The organism is Nocardia yunnanensis, from assembly GCF_003626895.1.
Lineage (GTDB): Bacteria > Actinomycetota > Actinomycetes > Mycobacteriales > Mycobacteriaceae > Nocardia > Nocardia yunnanensis.
Genome location: NZ_CP032568.1, coordinates 3,995,742 through 4,015,140 on the forward strand (window position 1 = coordinate 3,995,742; position 19,399 = coordinate 4,015,140).

The window sequence follows — 19,399 nt, forward strand, 5'->3', positions numbered from 1 at the left end:
CCCTTCCACAAGCAGTTTCATGGAGTCAGTCATGCAGAGAACAGTTTTCGACAAAGATCACGAAGCCTTCCGCGAGACCGTGCGCGCCTTCCTCGAGGCGGAGGTGGTGCCGGTGTACGAGGAGTGGTACGCCGCCGGGATCGTGCCGCGCGAGTTCTATTACAAGCTGGGCGAACTGGGCGTGTTCGGCATCGAGGTGCCCGAGGAGTTCGGTGGCGCGGGCATCGAATCCTTCAAGTTCCAGGCCATTCTCATCGAGGAGTGCGCTCGCGCGGCGGTATCGCTGGGCGGGTCGGGTGTGCACGTGGGGCTGTGCCTGCCCTACATCCTCAACCTGGCCACCCAGGAGCAGAAGGAGCGCTGGCTGCCGGGCTTCGTCTCCGGTGAGACCATGTTCGCCATCGCCATGACCGAGCCCGGCACCGGCTCGGATCTGGCCGGAATGCGCACCACCGCAAAGCTTTCCGAGGACGGCACGCACTACGTGCTGAACGGGTCGAAGACCTTCATCACCGGCGGCGTGCTGGCCGATCGCGTCATCGTGTGCGCTCGCACCGCCGCGCCCGCCGAAGGCGATCGCCGCCACGGGATTTCGCTGTTCGCGGTGGACACCAAGTCGCCGGGCTACACCGTCGGCCGCAAGCTGGACAAGCTGGGCCTGAAGGTCTCCGACACCGCGGAGCTCAGCTTCACCGATGTCAAGGTGCCGGTCGAGGATCTGCTGGGTGAGGAGCACAGGGGCTTCTCCTACCTGGGGCAGAACCTGCCGCAGGAGCGCGCCTCCATCGCGGTCGGCGCGTACGCGCAGGCCAAGGCCGCCATCCGGTTCGCCAAGGACTACACCAAGCAGCGCAATGTCTTCGGGCAGCCGGTCGCCGGCTTCCAGAACACCAAGTTCGAGCTGGCCGCCTGCCAGGCCGAGGTGGACGCCGCCGAGGCGGTCGTGGACCGCGCGCTCGAGGCCCTCGACCAGGGCACGCTGACCCCCGCCGACGCCGCGTCGGCCAAGCTGTTCTGCACCGAGGTCGCCCACCGCGTCATCGACCGCTGCCTGCAGCTGCACGGCGGCTACGGCTTCATCAACGAATACCCCATCGCCCGGCTCTACGCCGACAATCGCGTGAACCGAATCTACGGCGGCACCAGCGAAGTCATGAAAATGATCATCGCCAAGGACATGGGCCTCTAGGCCGCCTCCCACCCGATCGACCAGAGGTATCGATGAACGCGACTCTCTCCCTGGCCAGCATTCTCGCCGAACCGGCGTGGCGGCGACCCGATCACCTCGCCCTCGTCGAGGGCGAGCAGCGCATCACCTTCCGCGACCTGTGGCGGCAGGCCCGCGAACAGGCCGGTGCGCTCATCGAACTCGGGGTGCGGCCGGGTGACCGGGTCGCGCTCATGGGACCCAATACCGCCGACTTCCCGCGCGCCTACTTCGCCATCCTGGCGGCGGGCGCGACGGTGGTGCCGGTGCATCTGCTGCTCACCGCCGACGAGGCCGAATACGTGCTGCGCGACAGCGGGGCCAAGACGCTCATCTGCCATCCGATGGTGGAGGCGGTGGGCAAGGAGGCCGCGGCCCGCGTCGGTATCGACTGCCTGAACCCGAAAGAGCTTGCGGGCGAGGCGATTCCGGCGTACGTGTCACGCGGCCCGCTCGACACCGCCGTGGTGTTCTACACCAGCGGCACCACCGGGCGGCCCAAGGGCGCGGAGCTCAGCCACCTCAATATGGTCATGTGCGCCACCGTCAACGCCTTCGACGCCAACGAGGTCAAGCGCGAGGACATCGCGCTGGGCGCGCTGCCGCTGTTCCACGTGTTCGGGCAGACCGTCTCCATGAACTCGCACTGGCGGCTCGGCGCGACCCTGGTGCTCATGCCGAGATTCGATGCGGCACAGGCGATCGAGCTCATGGTGCGCGAGCACGTCAACACCTTCCACGGCGTTCCGACCATGTACCACGGCCTGCTCGAGGCGGCGCAGAACGCTGAGGAGCTGCCGCGGTTGCGGCTGTGCATCAGCGGCGGCGCGGCCATGCCGCCGGTCATCATCGAGGAGTTCGAGAAGGTCTACGGCGCACACATTCTCGAAGGCTACGGGCTGTCGGAGACCTCGCCGACCGCCACGGTCAACCAGCCGCTGCTGGGCCCGAAGGTCGGCACCGTCGGCCATCCGGTCTGGGGTGTGGACGTCGAGATCGCCGCCGCCGAGGTGCGCGATCGTATCGAGCTGCTGCCCGCCGGGACCGTCGGTGAGGTGGTGGTGCGCGGGCACAATGTGTTCGGCGGCTACACCGGACGCCCCGACGCCACCGCGGAAGTCATGGTGGACAGCTGGTTCCGCACCGGCGACCTCGGCGTCAAGGACGACGACGGCTACCTGCGCATCGTGGACCGGATCAAGGAGATGATCATTCGCGGCGGGTTCAACGTCTATCCCACCGAGGTGGAGGCGGCGCTGCTGCGGCATCCGAACATCTCGCAGGTCGCGGTGATCGGGGTGCCGGACGACAACTACGGCGAGGAGATCCTGGCCGTCGTGGTGCCGTCGGGGCCGCTGACCGCCGAGGAAGTGGTCGACTACGCGAAAGAGCATGTGGCACGGTACAAGTACCCGCGCCGCGTCGAGTTCGTCACCGAATTGCCGATGGGGCCGACGCACAAGATCCTCAAGCGCGAACTCGAGCAGCGTTACGTCTGAACCGGAGGGCATCCATGATCGACTTCAGTGATTTCGAGCAGTTGCGCAAGGCCGTCGGCACCGAAATCGGTGTCAGCGAGTGGATTACCGTCGATCAGCGGCGCATCGACACCTTTGCCGACGCCACCGACGACCACCAGTGGATCCACGTCGACGCCGAACGCGCCGCCGCCGGACCCTACGGGCGCACCATCGCGCACGGATTCCTCACCCTGTCGCTGGTGGTGCCGATGACCGCGCAGGTGATGACCGTGAGCGCGGCGAGCATGGCGATCAACTACGGGCTCAACAAGGTTCGATTCATCAACCCGGTGCTGGTGGACAGCCGCATCCGGGGGCGGTTCACCCTCGACGCGCTCACCGACATTCCCGGCGGCGTCCAGGCCGTGCGGACGGTGACCGTCGAGATCGAGGGGCAGGACAAGCCGGCCTGCGTCGCGGAGAGCATCGCGCGCTACCTGGCCTGATGCGAAGGAGCGGGCCCGCCGTGCGCGGGCCCGCTCCCTCGTCGTCGAAACCTATTGGGCGATATGCTTCTTCGCCTCGTCGTAGCTGACATCGGCGGGCTTGTCGGCGGGACCGTAGACCGTGTGCAGCACACCGGTCTTGAACGTCGTGGCCGACAGCAGTTGCAGCGGAATCGGAGTGCCCTCGTCGAACAGCCGCATGCCGCCGTTGCGCAGCACGATCGGGTGCACGAACAGGTGCAGTTCGTCGATCAGGCTCGCGGCCAGCAGCTGCCGCACGATCGAGGTCGAGCCGCTGAGCGTGATATCGCCGCCCTCCTCGGCCTTGAGCGCGGTCACCTCGGCGACCAGATCGCCCCGGGGCTGTTCGGAATTGCGCCAGCTCAGCTCGAGGTCGCGGTGCGAGAACACGACCTTGCGCATATCGCCCAGCGCCTTGGCGAATCCGGCGTCCTCGCCGCCCGCCGCCTCCCGCTCCGGCCAGGCGCCGGCGAAGCCGTCGTAGGTGACGCGACCGAACAGCATGGTGTCGGCCGCGGCGGCCAGGGTCGAGACGCCCTCGCCCATCTCGTCGTTGAAGTACGGGAAGTGCCAGTCCTGCGGGTCGGCGATGATGCCATCGAGGGAGATGAACATGCCGGCGGTGATCTTGCGCATCGAATGCTCCTTGCTATGTCGTGGGGTCGTCGACCGCGGTCATGCATAGGGACGAGGCGCACCCGCCGAATTCATCGCACCGGGCCGAAGGGCTCCGCCGACAGCGGCGCGGCATCGGGGGTCATGGTGGCCACCACCGAGATTCCGGCCGCGCGGAAGTTGTTGAGCGCCCGCGCGATGTGATCGGCCGAGGTGATGAGGATGGCCGCGTGCGCGCCGATCGCATCCATCAGCTGCGCCGAGAAGGCGGCGTTCTGGACGGTGGAGTTGGCCTTGGTCTCGGTGTGGATGCGGGCGCGGTCGATACCGTGATCGACTAGCCAGTCGGCCATGGCGTCCGCCTCGGTGACCCCGTTCTGCGGATTGCCGCCGGTCACGATGACCGGGGCCGCGGGGGACAGGAGTGCCGAGACGTAACCGGCGTAGAGGCGGGCCATCAGTTCCGGGCGCATCTCGCCCTCGGGCGTCAGGCCGTAGCCCAGCACCACGATCGCGGTGTCCGGGGTGAACAGGGCCGGCAGGTTGACCCCGGGCAGATCCATGCCCGGGAAATTCAGGGTCGAGAGGGCGTCGATGCTGGACAGGACGTCGGTGGACAATCCGGCCAGCGGCTCGACGTGGGTCGGCGGCTGTCCGGCGATCGTGTCGGGGGCGGCCGGGGCCGAATCCGGCTGGGCGGGAAGGGAATCCGGACCGTCGGTGATGGCATCCGGTGCGTCCGAGGCCGGGTCCGGATAGGCCGGGGCGGGGTCCGCGGAGGCCGGGGCGGCGGCGGTGGCCAGGGCGATGACGGTCGCTCCCGGCAGCAGCGCTTGAATCGTCCAGGTGCGCAGCGGGTTCGGGGTCGGCCGGTGATGTCGGCCGGATGTGCGTCGCCCCAGCTCCAGGCGCACGTCCCGCCAGCGGCCAGTGGATGTGATCTTCCGATGTCTACCTGCGTCGAGCATCGCAACCCCCTAGGTAGCCAGAAAGTGACTACTGACCGGTTCACAATCTTCTGGGATTCATGATCTCGCCGGACCCGGCTCGGCGGAGGCGAATTCGCGAAATCAAGACCGGAATCCCGGGGGCCGCGGCGTGGTGACCGGCGTCACAGCCGGTGGGTGTCACACCCGTGCGGGATGCGTCGTCAACCTGACGAAGCCCACCGACAACACGGAAAAGAGAAGACAATGACCCGCTTCGACCTGTACGCGAACGAGATCGCCGGCAAGTTCAACAAGCGCCTCGTCACCGCCGCCCGCGTCATCGACGAGTCCAGCCTGCCCAAGGCCACCCAAGAACTGGTGAAGATCCGCGCCTCCCAGATCAACAGCTGCGGCATGTGCCTGGACATGCACACCAAGGACGCCGCCCACGCCGGCGAAACCCCGGTGCGGCTGGCCATGGTCGCCGCCTGGAAGGAATCCACCGTCTTCACCGAGCCCGAACGCGCCGCGCTCGCCCTCACAGAGGAGGGCACCCGCCTCGCCGACGCGAATCCCGGTATCTCCGAAGACACCTGGGCCCAGGTCCGCAAGAACTACGACGACGACCAGATCGGCGCACTCATCTCCCTGATCGCCACCATCAACGCCTGGAACCGCCTCAACGTCATCTCCGGCATGGTCGGCGGCGACTACACCCCCGGCCAGTGGTGAGCGACCGACGGCCGGAACCCGCTGTGGCAGTGGGGGTTCCGGCCGCCGGGGCGATCAGTCAGGAAATGCGGCACGATGAGCTTCGCACCATTCGGTGAAGGTGCGGGCCGGGCGGCCGAGGAGTTCGGCCACCGTGTCGGTGCGTACGCCGACGGTATCGGCGCGCATGAGCGCGAAGCCCTCCTGGATGGCCGCGGCCAATCGCGGGGGAGCGCCGTTCGGGAAGCGGGCGGCAACCGCCTCCCCGGGAGTGACCGTCTCTCGAATCCTGATGTCGCGGTGGAGGATTCGGGCGAAGATCGCGACTTGCTCTCCCAGGGTGAGGAGGTCGGGGCCGGTGAGATGGTGGTGCCGAGATTCATGGCCGGGCTCGGTCAGGCAGTGCGCGGCCACCGCGGCGATATCGGCCGGATCGATGGGGGCATAGCGGCCGGGGCCGGACGGATCCAGGATCGGTTCGCCCGCACGCAGATTCGGGATCCACTCCAGGGCATTGGACATGTAGCCGCCGGGTCGCAGGATGGTGAACGGAATTCCGCCGGCGCGCACCATGGTCTCGCGCTCGTGATGCCAGCTGCCCATGGCCGGCAGTGGGTCGACGAGGACGTGCGCCGAGGAGATCAGCACGATTCGGCCCACACCGGCGTTCTCGGCGGCCTTCAACGCGGAGCGGGTGTGCTCCGAACCGATTCCGGGGACCAGGAGGAACAAGGCGGCGACACCGTCCATGGCGCGTTCGAGAGCGCCCGGGTCGTCGAGGTCGCCGGTGATCGGATCGGCGTGTGCGGGAAGGGTGTCGGCGCGCTCCGGGGTGCGGACCAGCGCCCGGAATTGGATGCCGTCGGCGTCGAGGATGCGGGTGAGTTCGCGGCCGATGTTTCCGGTCGCGCCGGTGAGCAGTAGCCGCACGTCGAAAGCCTTGCGCGCCTTGGCCGATCGCGACATGCGACGCCTTGGGCTGCATCTCGGGCAGAATCACGTGCTGGCCGTGCTGTGGGACGACGACGGGCGCACGCCGGGGGAGATGGCGGCCGCGCTGAACGTCACCACCCCCACCATCGTGAAGATGGCCACCCGCATGGCCGGAGCGGGCCTGCTCGAACGCCGCCGCGACGAGCACGACAACCGCCTGGTCCGCCTGTGGCTCACCGAGCGTGGGCGCGCGCTTCGGGAACCGGTCGAAGCTGATCGAAAGGCGTTGTCGGACAAGGTCACCGCCGATCTCACCGCCGCTGAACGCACGCATCTGATGTCGGCGCTGGCGAAGATCCAGCGCGCCGCCGCCGACCTCCTCGGCGGCCCGATCGACCACACCGACGCCATCCCGGACTGACCGCCACGCCATCCCGAACCGACCGCGGTGCCATCCCGAACCGACCGCGGTGCCATCCCGGACGGGCCCCGGCGCCTCGGCGATCACCTAGAGTTGGGCGCATGATTACCGCGATTGTGCTGATCTCCGCCGAGTCGGACCGGATTCCTGAGACCGCGCAGGAACTCGCCGACATCAAGGGGGTCGCCGAGGTGTACTCGTGCGCGGGGGATGTGGATTTGATCGCTGTGGTGCGGGTGCGCGACCACGAGGAGATCGCCGAGGTGGTGACCGGGCGCATCAACAAGACCGCGGGGGTGCTGCGCACGGCCACGCACATCGCGTTCAAGTCGTATTCGCGTGCCGATGTGGAGGCGGGGTTCTCGATCGGGGAATGAAGCGCCCCGATCGGTGCGGTCAGCGCGTCTGGACCGAGGCGCCCAGGGCGGTGCCGGAATGCCCGGGCTCGATGGTGTGGGTGACGCCGCCCTTGCAGCCGGGGAACAGGTACACCCGGGCCGACTGGGACGTGGCATTGTCGATGGTCAGCCGCCGCGGGACACTGCGGACGGTCACGCAGTCGCCGGGCGTGCCGTAGCTGCGACCGTCCACGATCAGCGCGCCGTGCTCGGTGGCGTCGGTGTGGGTCCAATGCGCCGCCGCGCTCACCGGAATGCCGATGCCGAGAAACACGGCCACCAGGCCGGGTAGCACCACTCCGTATCGCATCCGCAAACTGTAACGCCACCGTGACCTGGCGATCGGAAACACACAGGCGAAGGTCCGGAACTCTCAGGACACTCGGAGGAATTCAGCGAAAGTGGGAAACGAACCTATGTTCGCCAAGGTGTGCGGTCTGACCACCGAGGAACAGATCGACTGGGCCGTCGAACTCGGCTATTCCGCCATCGGCGTGGTCGGCACGCCCAAGAGCAAGCGCTACCGCGAACCCGACCGGGCGCGGGAACTGGCCGCCTACGCGCGCGGGCGCATTCGCAGCTTCGTGGTCGCCTTCGACCGCGGTGAGATCGAGGAGGTCGTCGACGACTTCGATGTGGTTCAGCTCTACCACTGGACCGCGCTGCCCAACCTCGCCTACTGCTCGGCGAATCGGCCCGATCCGGCGCAGCCCTACGAGTACTACTTCTACGACGCCAGCACCGGATCCGGTGTGTTCGCCGAATTCCCGGACTGGCTCGACACCGTGCCCGGCAAGGTCGTGCTGGCCGGGGGACTGAACGCCGACAATGTCGCCGGGGTCATCGAGGCGCACCGGCCTTACGGCGTCGACGTCTCCAGCTCCGTCGAAATCGCGCCCGGCGTCAAGAGTTTCGACGCCATGCGCGATTTCATCGCCGCCGTGCGGGGCTGACGGGCCTCAGTTCGCGTCCAGCTCGTTCGAGACCGCGACCCAGCGCTCCAGCAGGTTCGCCGCCGCACCCGAATCCACGGTCTCCGACACCCGCTTCAACGCCACCGCCAGCTTGGCGTGCAGGTCGGCGGCGACCTCCTCGGGGCGCAGCTCGTAGGCCACCAGCGCCGCGGCCGAATTCAACAGCACCGCGTCCCGCACCGGACCGGGATCGCCGGCGAACATGTTGCGGGCGATCACCGCGTTCGTCTCCGCGTCGCCGCCGCGCAGGGCCGAGGGATCCACGCGCTCGATGCCGAGTTGGGTGGGGTCGATGGTGGTTTCGTGCTGCCGGCCGCCCGCGACCACCCACACATCGGTGGTGTCGGCGGTGGTGATCTCGTCCAGGCCGTCGTTGCCGCGCACCACCAGCGCCGAGGCGCCGCGCTCGGCGAACACGCCCGCGATCACCGCCACCAGATCCGGGAAGGCGCAGCCGATCAGGCCCGCGCCCGGCTGCGCCGGATTGGTCAGCGGGCCCAGGATGTTGAAGACCGTCGGAATGCCGATCTCACCGCGGGCCTTGCTGGCGTAGCGCAGCGAGGGATGGAACACGGGCGCGAAGCAGAAGCCGATGCCGGTCTGCCGCACGCATTCCGCCACCGACCGCGGGCCGAGCGCGATCTTCACGCCCAGCGCCTCCAGCACGTCCGCGCCGCCGCTCTTCGACGACGCCGCCCGGTTGCCGTGCTTGACCACCGGAATTCCGCTGGCCGCCACCACGATCGAGGACATGGTGGAGATGTTCACGCTGCCCGAACGGTCACCGCCGGTGCCGACGATATCGATCGCCGAGCCCTCGAACGGGACGCGGCGGGCGTGCGCGAGCATCCCGCCGGCCAGGCCGTTGAGCTCGGTCGGGGTCGGGCCCTTCATCTTCAGGGCCACGCCGAAGGCCGCGATCTGCGCGGAGGTGGCGTTGTCGGTGAAGATCTCGTTCATCGCCCACGCGGCCTCGTCCGCGGCCAGATCGTTGCCGTCGGTGAGGATGCCGAGAACTTCTCGCCAGCTGCGCGCACTCATGGCCGCAAGCCTAATCGGGACAACCCGACTCTCGGGACTCTCAGGGGCTTCGCCCCCCGAACCCCCGCTACGTCCAGGTGCTGCCCGACTCTCAGGGGGCCTCTGGCGTTCCCCCGAACCCCCGCTACGTCCGGGTGCTGCCCGGCTCTCAGGTTCCGGCTTTTCCGAACCGCCGCTAACGCCCAGGTGCCGCGGGCTGAAGCGCGTCCCAGCCCAAGACGTCCCCGTCGTGGCGTTGCGCGAGTCCGGCCATGCGGGAACGTTCCTGGGAGCAGTGCAGGGCATCCAGGATCTGTACGCGCTGCAGGACCAGCTTCACCGGATCGGTGTCCGACCTCGAACCGGTGTCATAGCCATCCTGCGCGGCAATGACTTGCACCGCATTCACCCGGTCGGCGGGAACTCGAAGGTGGTGGCGGAGGACTACTGGATGGTCCGGAGTCCAGTCCAGAGCCTTGCCCAAGGCCGCTGAACAGGCTTCGGCGTCATCGAAACTCGACGCGACCACCACCAGATCCGGGCGCGCCGGATCCAGTTCCGTTGTCCCGCCCCGTCCGAGCATCCGCCGCCACCACGATTTCACCTTCATACGTCCCTCTCGACACGGCTCAGCTTCCTCTTACCTGCGCAATCTAGGCTCCACGGTGACACGCCGAGCGCCCCCGCGAGACGCTCGCTCGCCCTGGGCTTTCCGACACGTACGACGAACTTTCGTACCCCGCTACGCCTGTCGTACTACGACAAGTCATACTTACCGGCGTGACGACCGCAGTAGGGACCCCAGGATCGGCCATTACCCAGCGTGTGCATTCGCTGAACCGGCCCAACATGGTCAGCGTCGGTACCATCATCTGGCTGTCGAGCGAGCTGATGTTCTTCGCCGGCTTGTTCGCCATGTACTTCGTTGCTCGCGCGCAGGCGCACGGAAACTGGCCGCCGGAGCCGACCGAGCTCAACATGAAGCTGGCCGTGCCGGTCACCGCGGTGCTGGTCGCGTCCTCCTTCACCTGCCAGATGGGCGTCTTCGCCGCTGAGCGTGGTGACGTGTTCGGCCTGCGTCGCTGGTATGTGCTGACCTTCCTGATGGGCGCGTTCTTCGTCGGCGGCCAGGCCACCGAGTACCACGCCCTGTACCAGGAGGGCACCTCGATCTCGAGCAGCGTCTACGGCTCGGTGTTCTTCATCACCACCGGTTTCCACGGTCTGCACGTCATCGGTGGTCTCATCGCGTTCATCTTCCTGCTGGTGCGCACCAAGCTCAGCAAGTTCACCCCGGCGCAGGCCACGGCGGCGATCGTCGTCTCGTACTACTGGCACTTCGTCGACATCGTCTGGATCGGCCTGTTCGCCACGATCTACTTCGTCCGCTGATCCCGGACCGGCCGATGCGCCAGCCCGCGTCCGCGACCCAAAACTTGTACAAGTCGGTTCCGTCTACTCCAAAGGGACACAGATGAGTTCATCTCCCCCGTCAGCGCCAGATCCCGAGGGGATCGGCCAGGCCACCAAGATCCGCAAGCAGCGCCGGACGCGTCGGCGGCTGGTGGGCGGTCTGGTTCTCCTGATGGGCCTCGTCGGAGCCGGCTTCGCGGCGTCGGCCCTGACCCCGCAGGCTCAGGTCGCCACCGCGAAAGAGGACCAGTCCGCGCTGATTCGCGAGGGCAAGCAGATCTACGACACCTCGTGTGTCACCTGCCACGGCGCCAACCTGCAAGGCGTGCAGGATCGCGGCCCCAGCCTCATCGGCGTCGGCGAGGCCGCGGTCTACTTCCAGGTCTCGACCGGCCGCATGCCCGCGGCCCGCAACGAGGCGCAGATCCAGCGCAAGCCCCCGAAGTTCGACGCGCACCAGACCGACGCGCTCGGCGCGTACGTCGAGTCCCAGGGCGGCGGCCCGACCGTGCTGCGCGACAGCAACGGCGAGATCGCCTCGGAGTCCATCGTCGCCGATCGTGACCTCGGTCGTGGTGGTGAGCTGTTCCGCATGAACTGCGCCTCCTGCCACAACTTCACCGGCAAGGGTGGCGCGCTGTCCTCCGGCAAGTTCGCGCCCCCGCTGGAAGAGGCCACCGAGCAGCAGATCTACCTGGCCATGCTCACCGGCCCGCAGAACATGCCCAAGTTCTCCGACCGGCAGCTGACGCCGGACGAGAAGAAGGACATCGTCGCCTACATCAAGGACCGGATGGAGACCAAGTCCGAGGGCGGCTACGGCCTCGGCGGCTTCGGTCCCGCGACCGAGGGCCTGGCCATCTGGGTCGTCGGCATCGTGGTCCTGGTCGGCTCCGCGATGTGGATCGGTTCCCGGTCATGAGTGAACAGGAGCGAAACAGCATGGGGGACAACCCCACCGAACCCACCGGGGTGAACCCCGTCGAACCGACCGACGAGCAGCTCGACGCCATGTCGCGCGACGAGCTGGTCAAGCTCGGCACCGAGCTCGACGGCGTCGACGTCGCCTACCGCGCGCCGCGCTGGCCGGTCCCGGGCACCCGGGCCGAGAAGCGCGCCGAGCGCCGGGTCGCCCTCTGGTTCGCCATCTCCGCCGTCGCCGGCGCCGCGCTGATCGGCGTCTACCTGTTCTGGCCCTGGGAGTACAAGGGCCGGCACCAGGACGGCAACGGCATGTACACGCTGACCACCCCGCTCTACGGCCTCACCCTCGGCATCGCCGTGCTGGCCGTCGGCATCGCGGTGGTGCTGATCCGCAAGCACTTCATCCCCGCCGAGATCTCCATCCAGGACCGCCACGACGGCGCGTCCTCGGAGGTCAACCGCCGCACCCTGGTCGCGCAGCTGCAGGACGCGGCCGACACCTCGACCCTGGGCCGCCGCAAGCTCATCACCCGCACCGCGGGCCTGGGCGCCGGCATGCTCGGCGTCGGCGCGCTGCTGGTCTTCGTCGGCGGCATGATCAAGAACCCGTGGGCCAAGGGCGACAAGTCGCCGCTGTGGGTCTCCGGCTGGACCCCGGACTACCCGGGCGAGACCGTCTTCCTGCGCCGCGACACCGGCCGGCCCGAGGACATCGTCCTGGTCAAGCCGGAGGATCTGGACGCGGGCGCCATGGAGACCGTCTTCCCGTGGAAGGAATCCTGGCGCGGAGACGAGAAGAAGACGCTGGAGTCGCTGCGCGGAATCCGCAACGCGGTCATGCTGATTCGCCTGCGCACCCACGACGCCGAACACGCCATCAAGCGCAAGGGCCAGGAGAGCTTCAACTACGGCGACTACTTCGCCTACTCGAAGATCTGCACCCACCTCGGCTGCCCCACCTCGCTGTTCGAGCAGCAGACCAACCGGATCCTGTGCCCCTGCCACCAGTCGCAGTTCTCGGCGACCGAATGGGGTAAGCCGGTCTTCGGTCCCGCCGCTCGCGCGCTGCCGCAGCTGCCGATCACCGTCAACGCCGAGGGCTACCTGGTCGCCCAGCACGACTTCATCGAGCCCCTCGGCCCGGCTTACTGGGAGCGTCGTTCATGAGTCCTAGCAAAGCGGCCGTTCAGGCCAACGAAATGGACGAGCGCTACCATCTGGCGGCGTTCGCGAAGCGCTCGATCAACAAGGTCTTCCCGACCCACTGGTCGTTCCTGCTCGGTGAGATCGCGCTCTACGCGTTCATCATCCTGCTGCTGTCGGGTGTCTACCTGACGCTGTACTTCGACCCGTCCATGAGCGAGACCGTCTACCAGGGCGCCTACCAGCCCCTGCGCGGTGTCACCATGTCGCGGGCCTACGAGACCGCGCTGAACATCTCCTTCGAGGTGCGCGGCGGTCTGTTCGTGCGCCAGGTGCACCACTGGGCGGCACTGCTTTTCGCGTCGTCGATCATCATCCACCTGTTCCGCATCTTCTTCACCGGCGCGTTCCGCAAGCCGCGTGAGGCGAACTGGGTGATCGGCTCGCTGCTGCTGATCCTGGCCATGTTCGAGGGCTTCTTCGGCTACTCGATCCCGGACGACCTGCTGTCCGGCACCGGTCTGCGCGCCGCCTTCGGTGGTATCACCATGGGCGTGCCGGTCATCGGCACCTGGATGCACTGGCTGATCTTCGGCGGTGACTTCCCGGGCACCATCATCATTCCGCGCCTCTACATCGCGCACGTGCTGCTGCTGCCGGGCATCATCCTGGCGTTGATCGCCGCGCACGTGGCGCTGGTGTGGTACCAGAAGCACACGCAGTTCCCCGGACCGGGCCGCACCGAGAAGAACGTCGTCGGCGCGCGCATCATCCCGGTGTTCGCCGCCGACCAGGGCGCGTTCTTCGCCTTCACCCTGGGCGTCGTCGCGATCATGGGTGGCGTGTTCCAGATCAACCCGATCTGGAACCTGGGTCCCTACAACCCGTCTCAGGTCTCGGCGGGTTCGCAGCCGGACTTCTACATGATGTGGACCGACGGCATGGCGCGTCTCATGCCGCCGTGGGAGCTGTACCTGGGCCGCTACACGGTCCCGGCGCCGTTCTGGGTCGCGCTCATCATGGGCCTGGTGTTCACCGTGCTGATCGCCTACCCGTGGATCGAGAAGCGCCTCACCGGCGACACCGCTCGCCACAACCTGCTGCAGCGTCCGCGCGACGTGCCGGTCCGCACCGCCATCGGCGCCATGGCCATCGCGTTCTACATGGTGCTGACCCTGGCGTGCGTCAACGACATCCTGTCGCTGAAGTTCGACATCTCGCTGAACGCCACCACCTGGTTCTTCCGCATCGCGCTGCTGCTGGCGCCGCCGCTGGCCTACTTCGTGGCCTACCGGTTCTGCATCGGCCTGCAGCGTTCGGACCGCGCGGTGCTCGAGCACGGCGTGGAAACCGGTGTGATCAAGCGGCTTCCGCACGGTGAGTACATCGAGGTCCACCAGCCCCTCGGCCCGGTCGACTCGCACGGCCACCCGATCCCGCTGGAGTACCAGGGCGCCCCGGTGCCCAAGAAGATGTCCAAGCTGGGCTCCGCCGGCGCCCCCGGCACCGGCTCGTTCCTGCGCGCCGACCCCGCCTCGGAGCAGGAGCAGAACGTGGCCCTCGCGCACGAGGAAGAGCACAATATGCTCTCCGCCCTGGAGTCGGCCCAGAACGCCGCCTCCGGCAAGCAGACCGATCACTGATCGTTCGTCACCAGGCAAGGCCCCGAGTCGAAATCGACTCGGGGCCTTGCCCGTTGTGCGGCTCCCGCGAACTCCCCTCCGCATCGCGGGAGCCGGCCGGGGTGTGGTTTCTGGCAGCGATGAATCCGTGGCCGCCTTGGGGGAATTCGGGCGGAGGGGTGACGTGGGGACGGTTTCTTGTTAGCTTTCGGCGTATGGCGGAGCCGGGGCGGCCGTCGCGATGGTCGATCGCGCGTCCGGCGGTGTCGACGCGTTATGTCCTCGACACCGGGCGCGCGCATGGGATGGCCACGGCCGAGATGCTGGCCGGAAGTGGGCTGCGGCCTTCGGATCTCGACCATCCGGGAGCGGTGGTGCGGCCGCGGCAGGAGCTGCGGGTGATCAGGAATGTGCTCGCCGGGGGTGGCGCGCCGTGGGAGCTCGGGCTGGAGACCGGGCTGCGGTATTCGCTCATCAGCACCGGAATGCTGGGGTACGCGCTGTTGTCGAGCGGTACGGTGCGGGAAGCCCTGCGGCTGCTGCAACGGTTCGTCGAACTGACCTCCGATTTCTTCGAGGTGCGCTACACCGAGGACGCGGACGGGCTGCTGGTGGAGATCGGCGAGGCCGACGTGCCACCCGATGTCCGGCTGTTTCTGCTTGTCCGCGACCTGGTTTCGGGCTTCCGGATGGCTTCGCTGCTGCTGGCTCCCGGGGCCCTGGACACCGAACGGGCGATGGACGGCCCGGTGCGGCTCGAGCTCACCGCGACCGAGCCGGACGGCCTGCGCGACGCGGCCGATGCCCTCCTCGCGCCGTACGGCCGCACGCTCGACATCGAATTCGGCGCCGCGCGCAATGCTTTCACCGTGCCCGCTATCCTCCTCGACCGGCCGACGCCCGCCCCGGACCCGCACACCGCCGCGCTGTGCATCCAGCAGTGCGAGGCTCGGCTCGACGAGCGCGTCCGGCTCACCGGCGCGGCCGCGCGAGTCCGGCACCTGCTGCTGCGCAACCCGGCGGAGCTGCCGTCGCTGACCGAGGTCGCGCGGCGGCTGGCGCTGTCGGATCGGGCGCTGCATCGGCGATTGGCCGACGAGCACACCAGTTTTCGCGGCGTGCTCGATCAGGTGCGGCAGTTGCTCGCCACCGAACTGCTCGAACAGGGCCTGCCCGCCGAGGCGGTGGCACGCCGGCTCGGCTACTCGGACGCCACCGCCTTCGACCGCGCCTATCGGCGCTGGCGCGGCCATTCGCCCAGCCGGGCGCACGACATTCCGCGCTGACTAGCCTTGCGCGGCAGCGGGATCCGGTTTCGTCCACACCAGCGAGTAGCGCCACAGCAGGTGACGGCGGTAGCGGACGCCCGGTAGGAGATCCGCGGCGCGGCGGCGGATTTCACCGTAGGTCTCCGGGGGCGGCCAGACGACCGGCGACGGGTGCGGCCACTGGGTACGGAACAGGCGGTCCTTGCAACTGGTGAGCAGGGCGGCGGCCTCCCAGGGGAGGTCCCTGGGGGAACCGTTGCGCGCCATGCCGATCAGGGCGAGGGTGCCGCCGGGGCGCAGCAGCTCTCGCATGCGGGTCAGCGCGCGGGTGGAGTCCATGTGATGCAGGGCCGCGATGGAGACGATCCCGTCGAACGAGTTCGGTTCGAAGGGGTATTCGAGGAAATCGGCCCGCAGATAGGTGATGTCGTCCTCGGCGGACTGGGCGCGGGCCAGCTCGATGCTGACAGGATCCGGATCGATCCCCGTCACGGCGGCTCCGGAGCGCCGGATGCGCCGGGCCAGCTGACCTTCGCCGCACCCGACATCCAGCACATCCTTCGCATCCGCTACCGCCTCGGCCAGCAGCGAGTGGTATTCGATGTTGTGGTTCCAGCGTTGGTCATCGGGCACGTCCATGCCGCCATTCTGACAGCGGCCCGCGCTCGCCGCCCGGGGCTTCGAGACTTCGCACCCTCCCGCTCGCCGCGAATCCGCTTCGCGACCACGGGCTTTCACGCCTGTCCGGCCTCGGCGGCCGGGCCGGCGTCGGCGCTGCGGGCGGCGTCGGCGCTACGCGCGGCTTCGGCACGGGCGACCCAGTCCAGCCACGCGCCCGCGCCCAGGCGGGGCTCGCGGTAGCCGTCGCTGGTGCGGACGATGCGGGTGCCGGGCTGTTCGAGCCAGCGCACCAGCAGACCTGCCTCCTCGGGGAGCGCGCCGCGCAGCGGGGGATAGGCGGGCTCGTCGCCGGCGGCGGGCAGCGGTGTGGGAATGACGGTCTCGGCGGCGGCCACCAGGCGCTCGACCACCGGCATGGGGGAGATGCCGCGCACCGCCGTGCCGGCGGCAGCGAGGCGGGCGTGGCGGATGATCGCGAACTGCCAGCCACCGGCCCCGTCGGGGTGGGCGGCTATCAGTTCCGGGACGGCGGCCAGGGCGGCCAGGCGCTGGGTGCGGCGCAGCGCGCGAATCACTGCCACGGTGCGATCCCGCAACCGGGCTGCGGACTCGAAATGCTCTGCGGTGGAGAGGGTTTCGAGCTTCGCGGCGACGGAATGCAGCAGGGCGTCGTCCGCTCCGGTGAACAGGGCGCGGACGGCGGCGGGCGCGCGTTCGTACTCCTCTATATATAGGGGGCTGTTTTCGGCGCTCGCCGGGCAACCGCCGACCACGGCCGGCGGGCAATCGTGGCGACCGGTCCGTGGGATTCGGGTGGTGCAGGTGCGCAGCCCGGCCTGCTCGGCGAGCGTGGCGGCGATCTCCTGGGCGTCGGCGCGGGAGCTGAACGGGCCCAGCGCGTCCCGGGCCGGGGTGCGGGAGACGGCGAAACGCGGGAACGGCTCGTCGGTCAGCGTCAGCCACCACGCCCGCTGCGGGAATTTGGAGCGCCGGTTGTAGGGCGGAGCATGGGCGAGCAGCAGCCGCAATTCGCGCACCCCCGCCTCCAGGCCGTGCGCGCACTCCACGTGATCGACCCGGGTGGCCAGCTGCACCATCTCGCGCATCCGCGGGCGGGTGTCGGAACCGGTGAAGTAGTTGCGCACGCGGCGGCGCAGGTTGACCGCCGTCCCTATATAGAGGACTTCGTCCGACGGACCGCGGAACAGGTACACCCCCGGCGTCGCCGGAAGATCGGTCGCCAGTACGCGTTTGGCGCGCTGCCGCCGCGTCACCTCCGGAAGGTAGTCCAGCAGCTCGGTGAGACTCTGCACCCCCTGATTGCCGACCCGCGCGATGAGCGCGTGCAGCACGTCGACGGTCGCCTTGGCGTCGTCGAGGGCGCGGTGCGTCGGCCGGGTCTCGGCGCCGAGCAGCTGCGCCAGATACCAGAGCTTGGCCGAGGGCGCCTCGTCCTTGGGCAGCACGCGGCGCGCCAGCTGGACCGTGCACACCGTTTGGAAAGCGGGCCAGGGCAATTGACAGCGCGCGGCCGCGGCTTTCAGGAACCCCGTATCGAAACGGGCATTGTGGGCGACCAGCACCGCGCCCCGCGCGAACTCCAGAAATCCGGGCAGCACCTGCTCGATCCGGGGTGCGTCCACCACCATGGCGGTGGTGATCCCGGTGATCTGCACGATCTGCGGCGGGATGGCGCAGCCCGGGTTCACCAGGGTCGCGAACTCCCCGAGCACCTCGCCGCCGCGCACCTTGACCGCGCCGATCTCGGTGATCGAGTCACCCTCCGGGCTGGTGCCGGTCGTCTCGAGATCCACCACCACGAAGGTCGTGTCGAAGAGCGGGGTTTCGAGTTCGTCGAAGGCCAGCTGCGCGGCGGGATCCGGTCTCGAAGGCACGGACGGCAAGCCTAGGCGTGGGGTCCGACAGCTTCGGGTCCCGGAGCGGGCCCGGTTCGGCCGGTCAGCGACCGGTTTCGGGACAAATCGCCGTGATCGGCGGCAATGGGAATGACCTTGATAAATGTCCGAATCAGCGGCCGAGATTCTCGAGGTGCAATCCCCGATTTGCGGAAGTATGCCAATTTGTGATCAGGGTCACATTAATTCGGATTGTGGATCAATTTTGATGAAGGGGCCGTCCGGTTCGGATCTTGGTCCGCCGCATGCTGCCCCACTGTCCTGCGGTCGGGCGTGTCGCTCGAGCGTGTCGCAGATCCCCAGGTCGAGGGTCATGGCTTTGACCTCGTGTTATTCGGAATCCGTCGAGGTGGAGGGGGCTCTGGTCGCCTGTTTGCTACCAGCCGGTAGCCACTAGGACGCTCACGCGAAAACGGCCGCTGTTATCGTTTCGTGATTGCTGTGACGTCAGTCGCACCGAAATAGGGCCGCGTAACAATTTCGAGTCACGGACCGACCGGCTCGGCTTTACAAAGCACCGTTATGTCCTCGTAATCTTCCTGAGACCTCGCGGAGTCCGACGCACCACCGGGTGCGGCGTCGCGGGGCAGATTGGAAGTACCTCACCATGGCGACCACCTCCTCCAAGCGACAGGTCCGGGGCATCCAGCGCACCGCGCGCCGTGCCGCAGCGGCCGGAGCCGTCGGCGCTGCCACGCTGAGTGCGCTGCTGCTGCCCGCGACTCCGGCGTCGGCCCAGCCGGTCAACACCCCGGTCGGCGTCTTCGACGTCCCGGATCAGATTCAGCTGCCGGCCATTCCGGGCGCCCCGGCGTCCATCCCGGTGAACATCCCCGAGATCCCGGGCATCATCACCCCGCAGGGCCCCGGCCCGGGCGCCCCGGCCCCGCAGAACAATGTGCACCAGGCCGCGGTCGACGCCGCCATGAGCCGCATCGGCGACCCGTACGTGTACGGCGCCTCCGGTCCGAACGCCTTCGACTGCTCGGGTCTGGTGCAGTGGTCCTACGCGCAGGCCGGTGTCAGCCTGCCGCGCACCAGCTACGAGCAGGCCGGCGCGGGCACCCCGGTGTCCTACAACGACCTGCAGCCGGGCGACGTGGTGTCGTTCTACGGCGGCAGCCACTCCGGCATCTACATCGGCGACGGCAATGTCGTGCACGCGTCCACCGCGGGCCAGCCGGTGGCGGTCGCCTCGATCGCGTCGATGCCGTTCGCGGGTGCGGTCCGCGTCTGATCGACGCCCGGATTTCGACGCGGCGACCGTAATGCTTCCGTGGCCTGCTGGACACAGACG

21 protein-coding genes are annotated in these 19,399 nt (G+C 68.4%); 13 read left to right on the forward strand and 8 right to left on the reverse strand.

Annotated elements, in window-relative coordinates:
* The first annotated feature begins 31 nt into the window (after positions 1-31).
* The 3 genes from D7D52_RS18720 to D7D52_RS18730 are packed head-to-tail and all read left to right on the forward strand — an operon-like array spanning position 32 to position 3,173.
* Entirely contained in the window at positions 32-1,189 is a 1,158-nt protein-coding gene (locus tag D7D52_RS18720) for an acyl-CoA dehydrogenase family protein (RefSeq protein WP_120738166.1), read from the forward strand.
* Positions 1,190-1,221: 32 nt separating this feature from the next.
* A complete protein-coding gene (locus D7D52_RS18725) occupies positions 1,222-2,706 on the forward strand; it encodes a long-chain-fatty-acid--CoA ligase (RefSeq protein ID WP_120738167.1) in 1,485 nt (494 codons plus the stop codon).
* Positions 2,707-2,720: 14 nt separating this feature from the next.
* A complete protein-coding gene (locus D7D52_RS18730; protein WP_120738169.1) occupies positions 2,721-3,173 on the forward strand; it encodes a MaoC family dehydratase in 453 nt (150 codons plus the stop codon).
* A gap of 51 nt (positions 3,174-3,224) precedes the next feature.
* On the opposite strand, the gene D7D52_RS18735 is transcribed toward D7D52_RS18730, so the two are convergent.
* Together D7D52_RS18735 and D7D52_RS38535 are read right to left on the reverse strand one after the other, a co-directional pair.
* Entirely contained in the window at positions 3,225-3,830 is a 606-nt protein-coding gene (locus D7D52_RS18735; RefSeq protein WP_120738171.1) for a dihydrofolate reductase family protein, read from the reverse strand.
* A gap of 71 nt (positions 3,831-3,901) precedes the next feature.
* Complete coding sequence (locus D7D52_RS38535; protein ID WP_187703008.1) at positions 3,902-4,777, reverse strand: YdcF family protein; 876 nt, start codon at positions 4,775-4,777, stop codon at positions 3,902-3,904.
* A 225-nt stretch (positions 4,778-5,002) separates the two neighbouring features.
* Between D7D52_RS38535 and D7D52_RS18745 the strand changes: the two genes are divergently transcribed.
* Positions 5,003-5,470 carry a carboxymuconolactone decarboxylase family protein gene (locus tag D7D52_RS18745; protein WP_120738173.1) on the forward strand — a complete coding sequence of 156 codons (468 nt, stop codon included), beginning with the start codon at positions 5,003-5,005 and terminating at the stop codon, positions 5,468-5,470.
* Between the two features lie 54 nt (positions 5,471-5,524).
* Here the strand turns inward: D7D52_RS18745 and D7D52_RS18750 are convergent, their stop codons facing one another.
* Positions 5,525-6,415, reverse strand: coding sequence for an SDR family oxidoreductase (locus D7D52_RS18750; RefSeq protein WP_120738175.1), 891 nt, complete (start codon positions 6,413-6,415; stop codon positions 5,525-5,527).
* On the opposite strand from D7D52_RS18750, the gene D7D52_RS18755 reads away from it, so the two are divergent.
* Both D7D52_RS18755 and D7D52_RS18760 read left to right on the forward strand, forming a co-directional pair.
* Complete coding sequence (locus tag D7D52_RS18755; RefSeq protein WP_246023148.1) at positions 6,414-6,803, forward strand: MarR family winged helix-turn-helix transcriptional regulator; 390 nt, start codon at positions 6,414-6,416, stop codon at positions 6,801-6,803. The two genes, D7D52_RS18750 and D7D52_RS18755, sit on opposite strands and share 2 nt — an antisense overlap.
* A gap of 101 nt (positions 6,804-6,904) precedes the next feature.
* Complete coding sequence (locus tag D7D52_RS18760; protein ID WP_120738177.1) at positions 6,905-7,180, forward strand: Lrp/AsnC family transcriptional regulator; 276 nt, start codon at positions 6,905-6,907, stop codon at positions 7,178-7,180.
* A gap of 19 nt (positions 7,181-7,199) precedes the next feature.
* Here D7D52_RS18760 and D7D52_RS18765 read toward each other — a convergent pair whose 3' ends face one another.
* Positions 7,200-7,511, reverse strand: a complete 312-nt coding sequence (locus tag D7D52_RS18765) for a hypothetical protein (protein ID WP_120738179.1) — start codon at positions 7,509-7,511, stop codon at positions 7,200-7,202.
* Positions 7,512-7,602: 91 nt separating this feature from the next.
* On the opposite strand from D7D52_RS18765, the gene D7D52_RS18770 reads away from it, so the two are divergent.
* Positions 7,603-8,154, forward strand: coding sequence for a phosphoribosylanthranilate isomerase (locus tag D7D52_RS18770; RefSeq protein ID WP_162958402.1), 552 nt, complete (start codon positions 7,603-7,605; stop codon positions 8,152-8,154).
* Between the two features lie 6 nt (positions 8,155-8,160).
* Here the strand turns inward: D7D52_RS18770 and trpD are convergent, their stop codons facing one another.
* Positions 8,161-9,216, reverse strand: a complete 1,056-nt coding sequence (trpD, locus tag D7D52_RS18775; RefSeq protein WP_120738183.1) for an anthranilate phosphoribosyltransferase — start codon at positions 9,214-9,216, stop codon at positions 8,161-8,163.
* A gap of 175 nt (positions 9,217-9,391) precedes the next feature.
* Positions 9,392-9,805, reverse strand: a complete 414-nt coding sequence (locus D7D52_RS18780; RefSeq protein ID WP_120738185.1) for a hypothetical protein — start codon at positions 9,803-9,805, stop codon at positions 9,392-9,394.
* A 170-nt stretch (positions 9,806-9,975) separates the two neighbouring features.
* On the opposite strand from D7D52_RS18780, the gene ctaE reads away from it, so the two are divergent.
* The 5 genes from ctaE (at position 9,976) to D7D52_RS18805 (ending at position 15,583) form a co-directional block, all read left to right on the forward strand.
* Complete coding sequence (gene ctaE, locus D7D52_RS18785) at positions 9,976-10,587, forward strand: aa3-type cytochrome oxidase subunit III (RefSeq protein ID WP_120738188.1); 612 nt, start codon at positions 9,976-9,978, stop codon at positions 10,585-10,587.
* Positions 10,588-10,669: 82 nt separating this feature from the next.
* The gene (gene qcrC / locus D7D52_RS18790) at positions 10,670-11,530 is read left to right on the forward strand and encodes a cytochrome bc1 complex diheme cytochrome c subunit (RefSeq protein ID WP_120738189.1); all 861 of its coding nucleotides are present in this window, start codon (positions 10,670-10,672) and stop codon (positions 11,528-11,530) included.
* Positions 11,531-11,550: 20 nt separating this feature from the next.
* A complete protein-coding gene (qcrA, locus tag D7D52_RS18795) occupies positions 11,551-12,699 on the forward strand; it encodes a cytochrome bc1 complex Rieske iron-sulfur subunit (RefSeq protein WP_162958903.1) in 1,149 nt (382 codons plus the stop codon).
* Complete coding sequence (gene qcrB / locus D7D52_RS18800) at positions 12,696-14,318, forward strand: cytochrome bc1 complex cytochrome b subunit (protein ID WP_120738193.1); 1,623 nt, start codon at positions 12,696-12,698, stop codon at positions 14,316-14,318. The genes qcrA and qcrB overlap by 4 nt, the downstream gene beginning before the upstream one ends.
* Positions 14,319-14,512: 194 nt before the next feature.
* Positions 14,513-15,583: an AraC family transcriptional regulator gene (locus D7D52_RS18805; RefSeq protein WP_162958403.1), complete on the forward strand. Its 1,071-nt coding sequence runs from the start codon at positions 14,513-14,515 to the stop codon at positions 15,581-15,583.
* On the opposite strand, the gene D7D52_RS18810 is transcribed toward D7D52_RS18805, so the two are convergent.
* Together D7D52_RS18810 and D7D52_RS18815 are read right to left on the reverse strand one after the other, a co-directional pair.
* Complete coding sequence (locus D7D52_RS18810) at positions 15,584-16,204, reverse strand: class I SAM-dependent methyltransferase (RefSeq protein WP_120738197.1); 621 nt, start codon at positions 16,202-16,204, stop codon at positions 15,584-15,586. It lies immediately after the preceding gene.
* 95 nt (positions 16,205-16,299) lie between these two features.
* Positions 16,300-18,081 carry a DEDD exonuclease domain-containing protein gene (locus tag D7D52_RS18815; RefSeq protein ID WP_120738199.1) on the reverse strand — a complete coding sequence of 594 codons (1,782 nt, stop codon included), beginning with the start codon at positions 18,079-18,081 and terminating at the stop codon, positions 16,300-16,302.
* A gap of 628 nt (positions 18,082-18,709) precedes the next feature.
* Here D7D52_RS18815 and D7D52_RS18820 point away from each other — a divergent pair.
* Positions 18,710-19,339, forward strand: coding sequence for a C40 family peptidase (locus D7D52_RS18820; RefSeq protein WP_120738201.1), 630 nt, complete (start codon positions 18,710-18,712; stop codon positions 19,337-19,339).
* Positions 19,340-19,399: the final 60 nt, after the last annotated feature.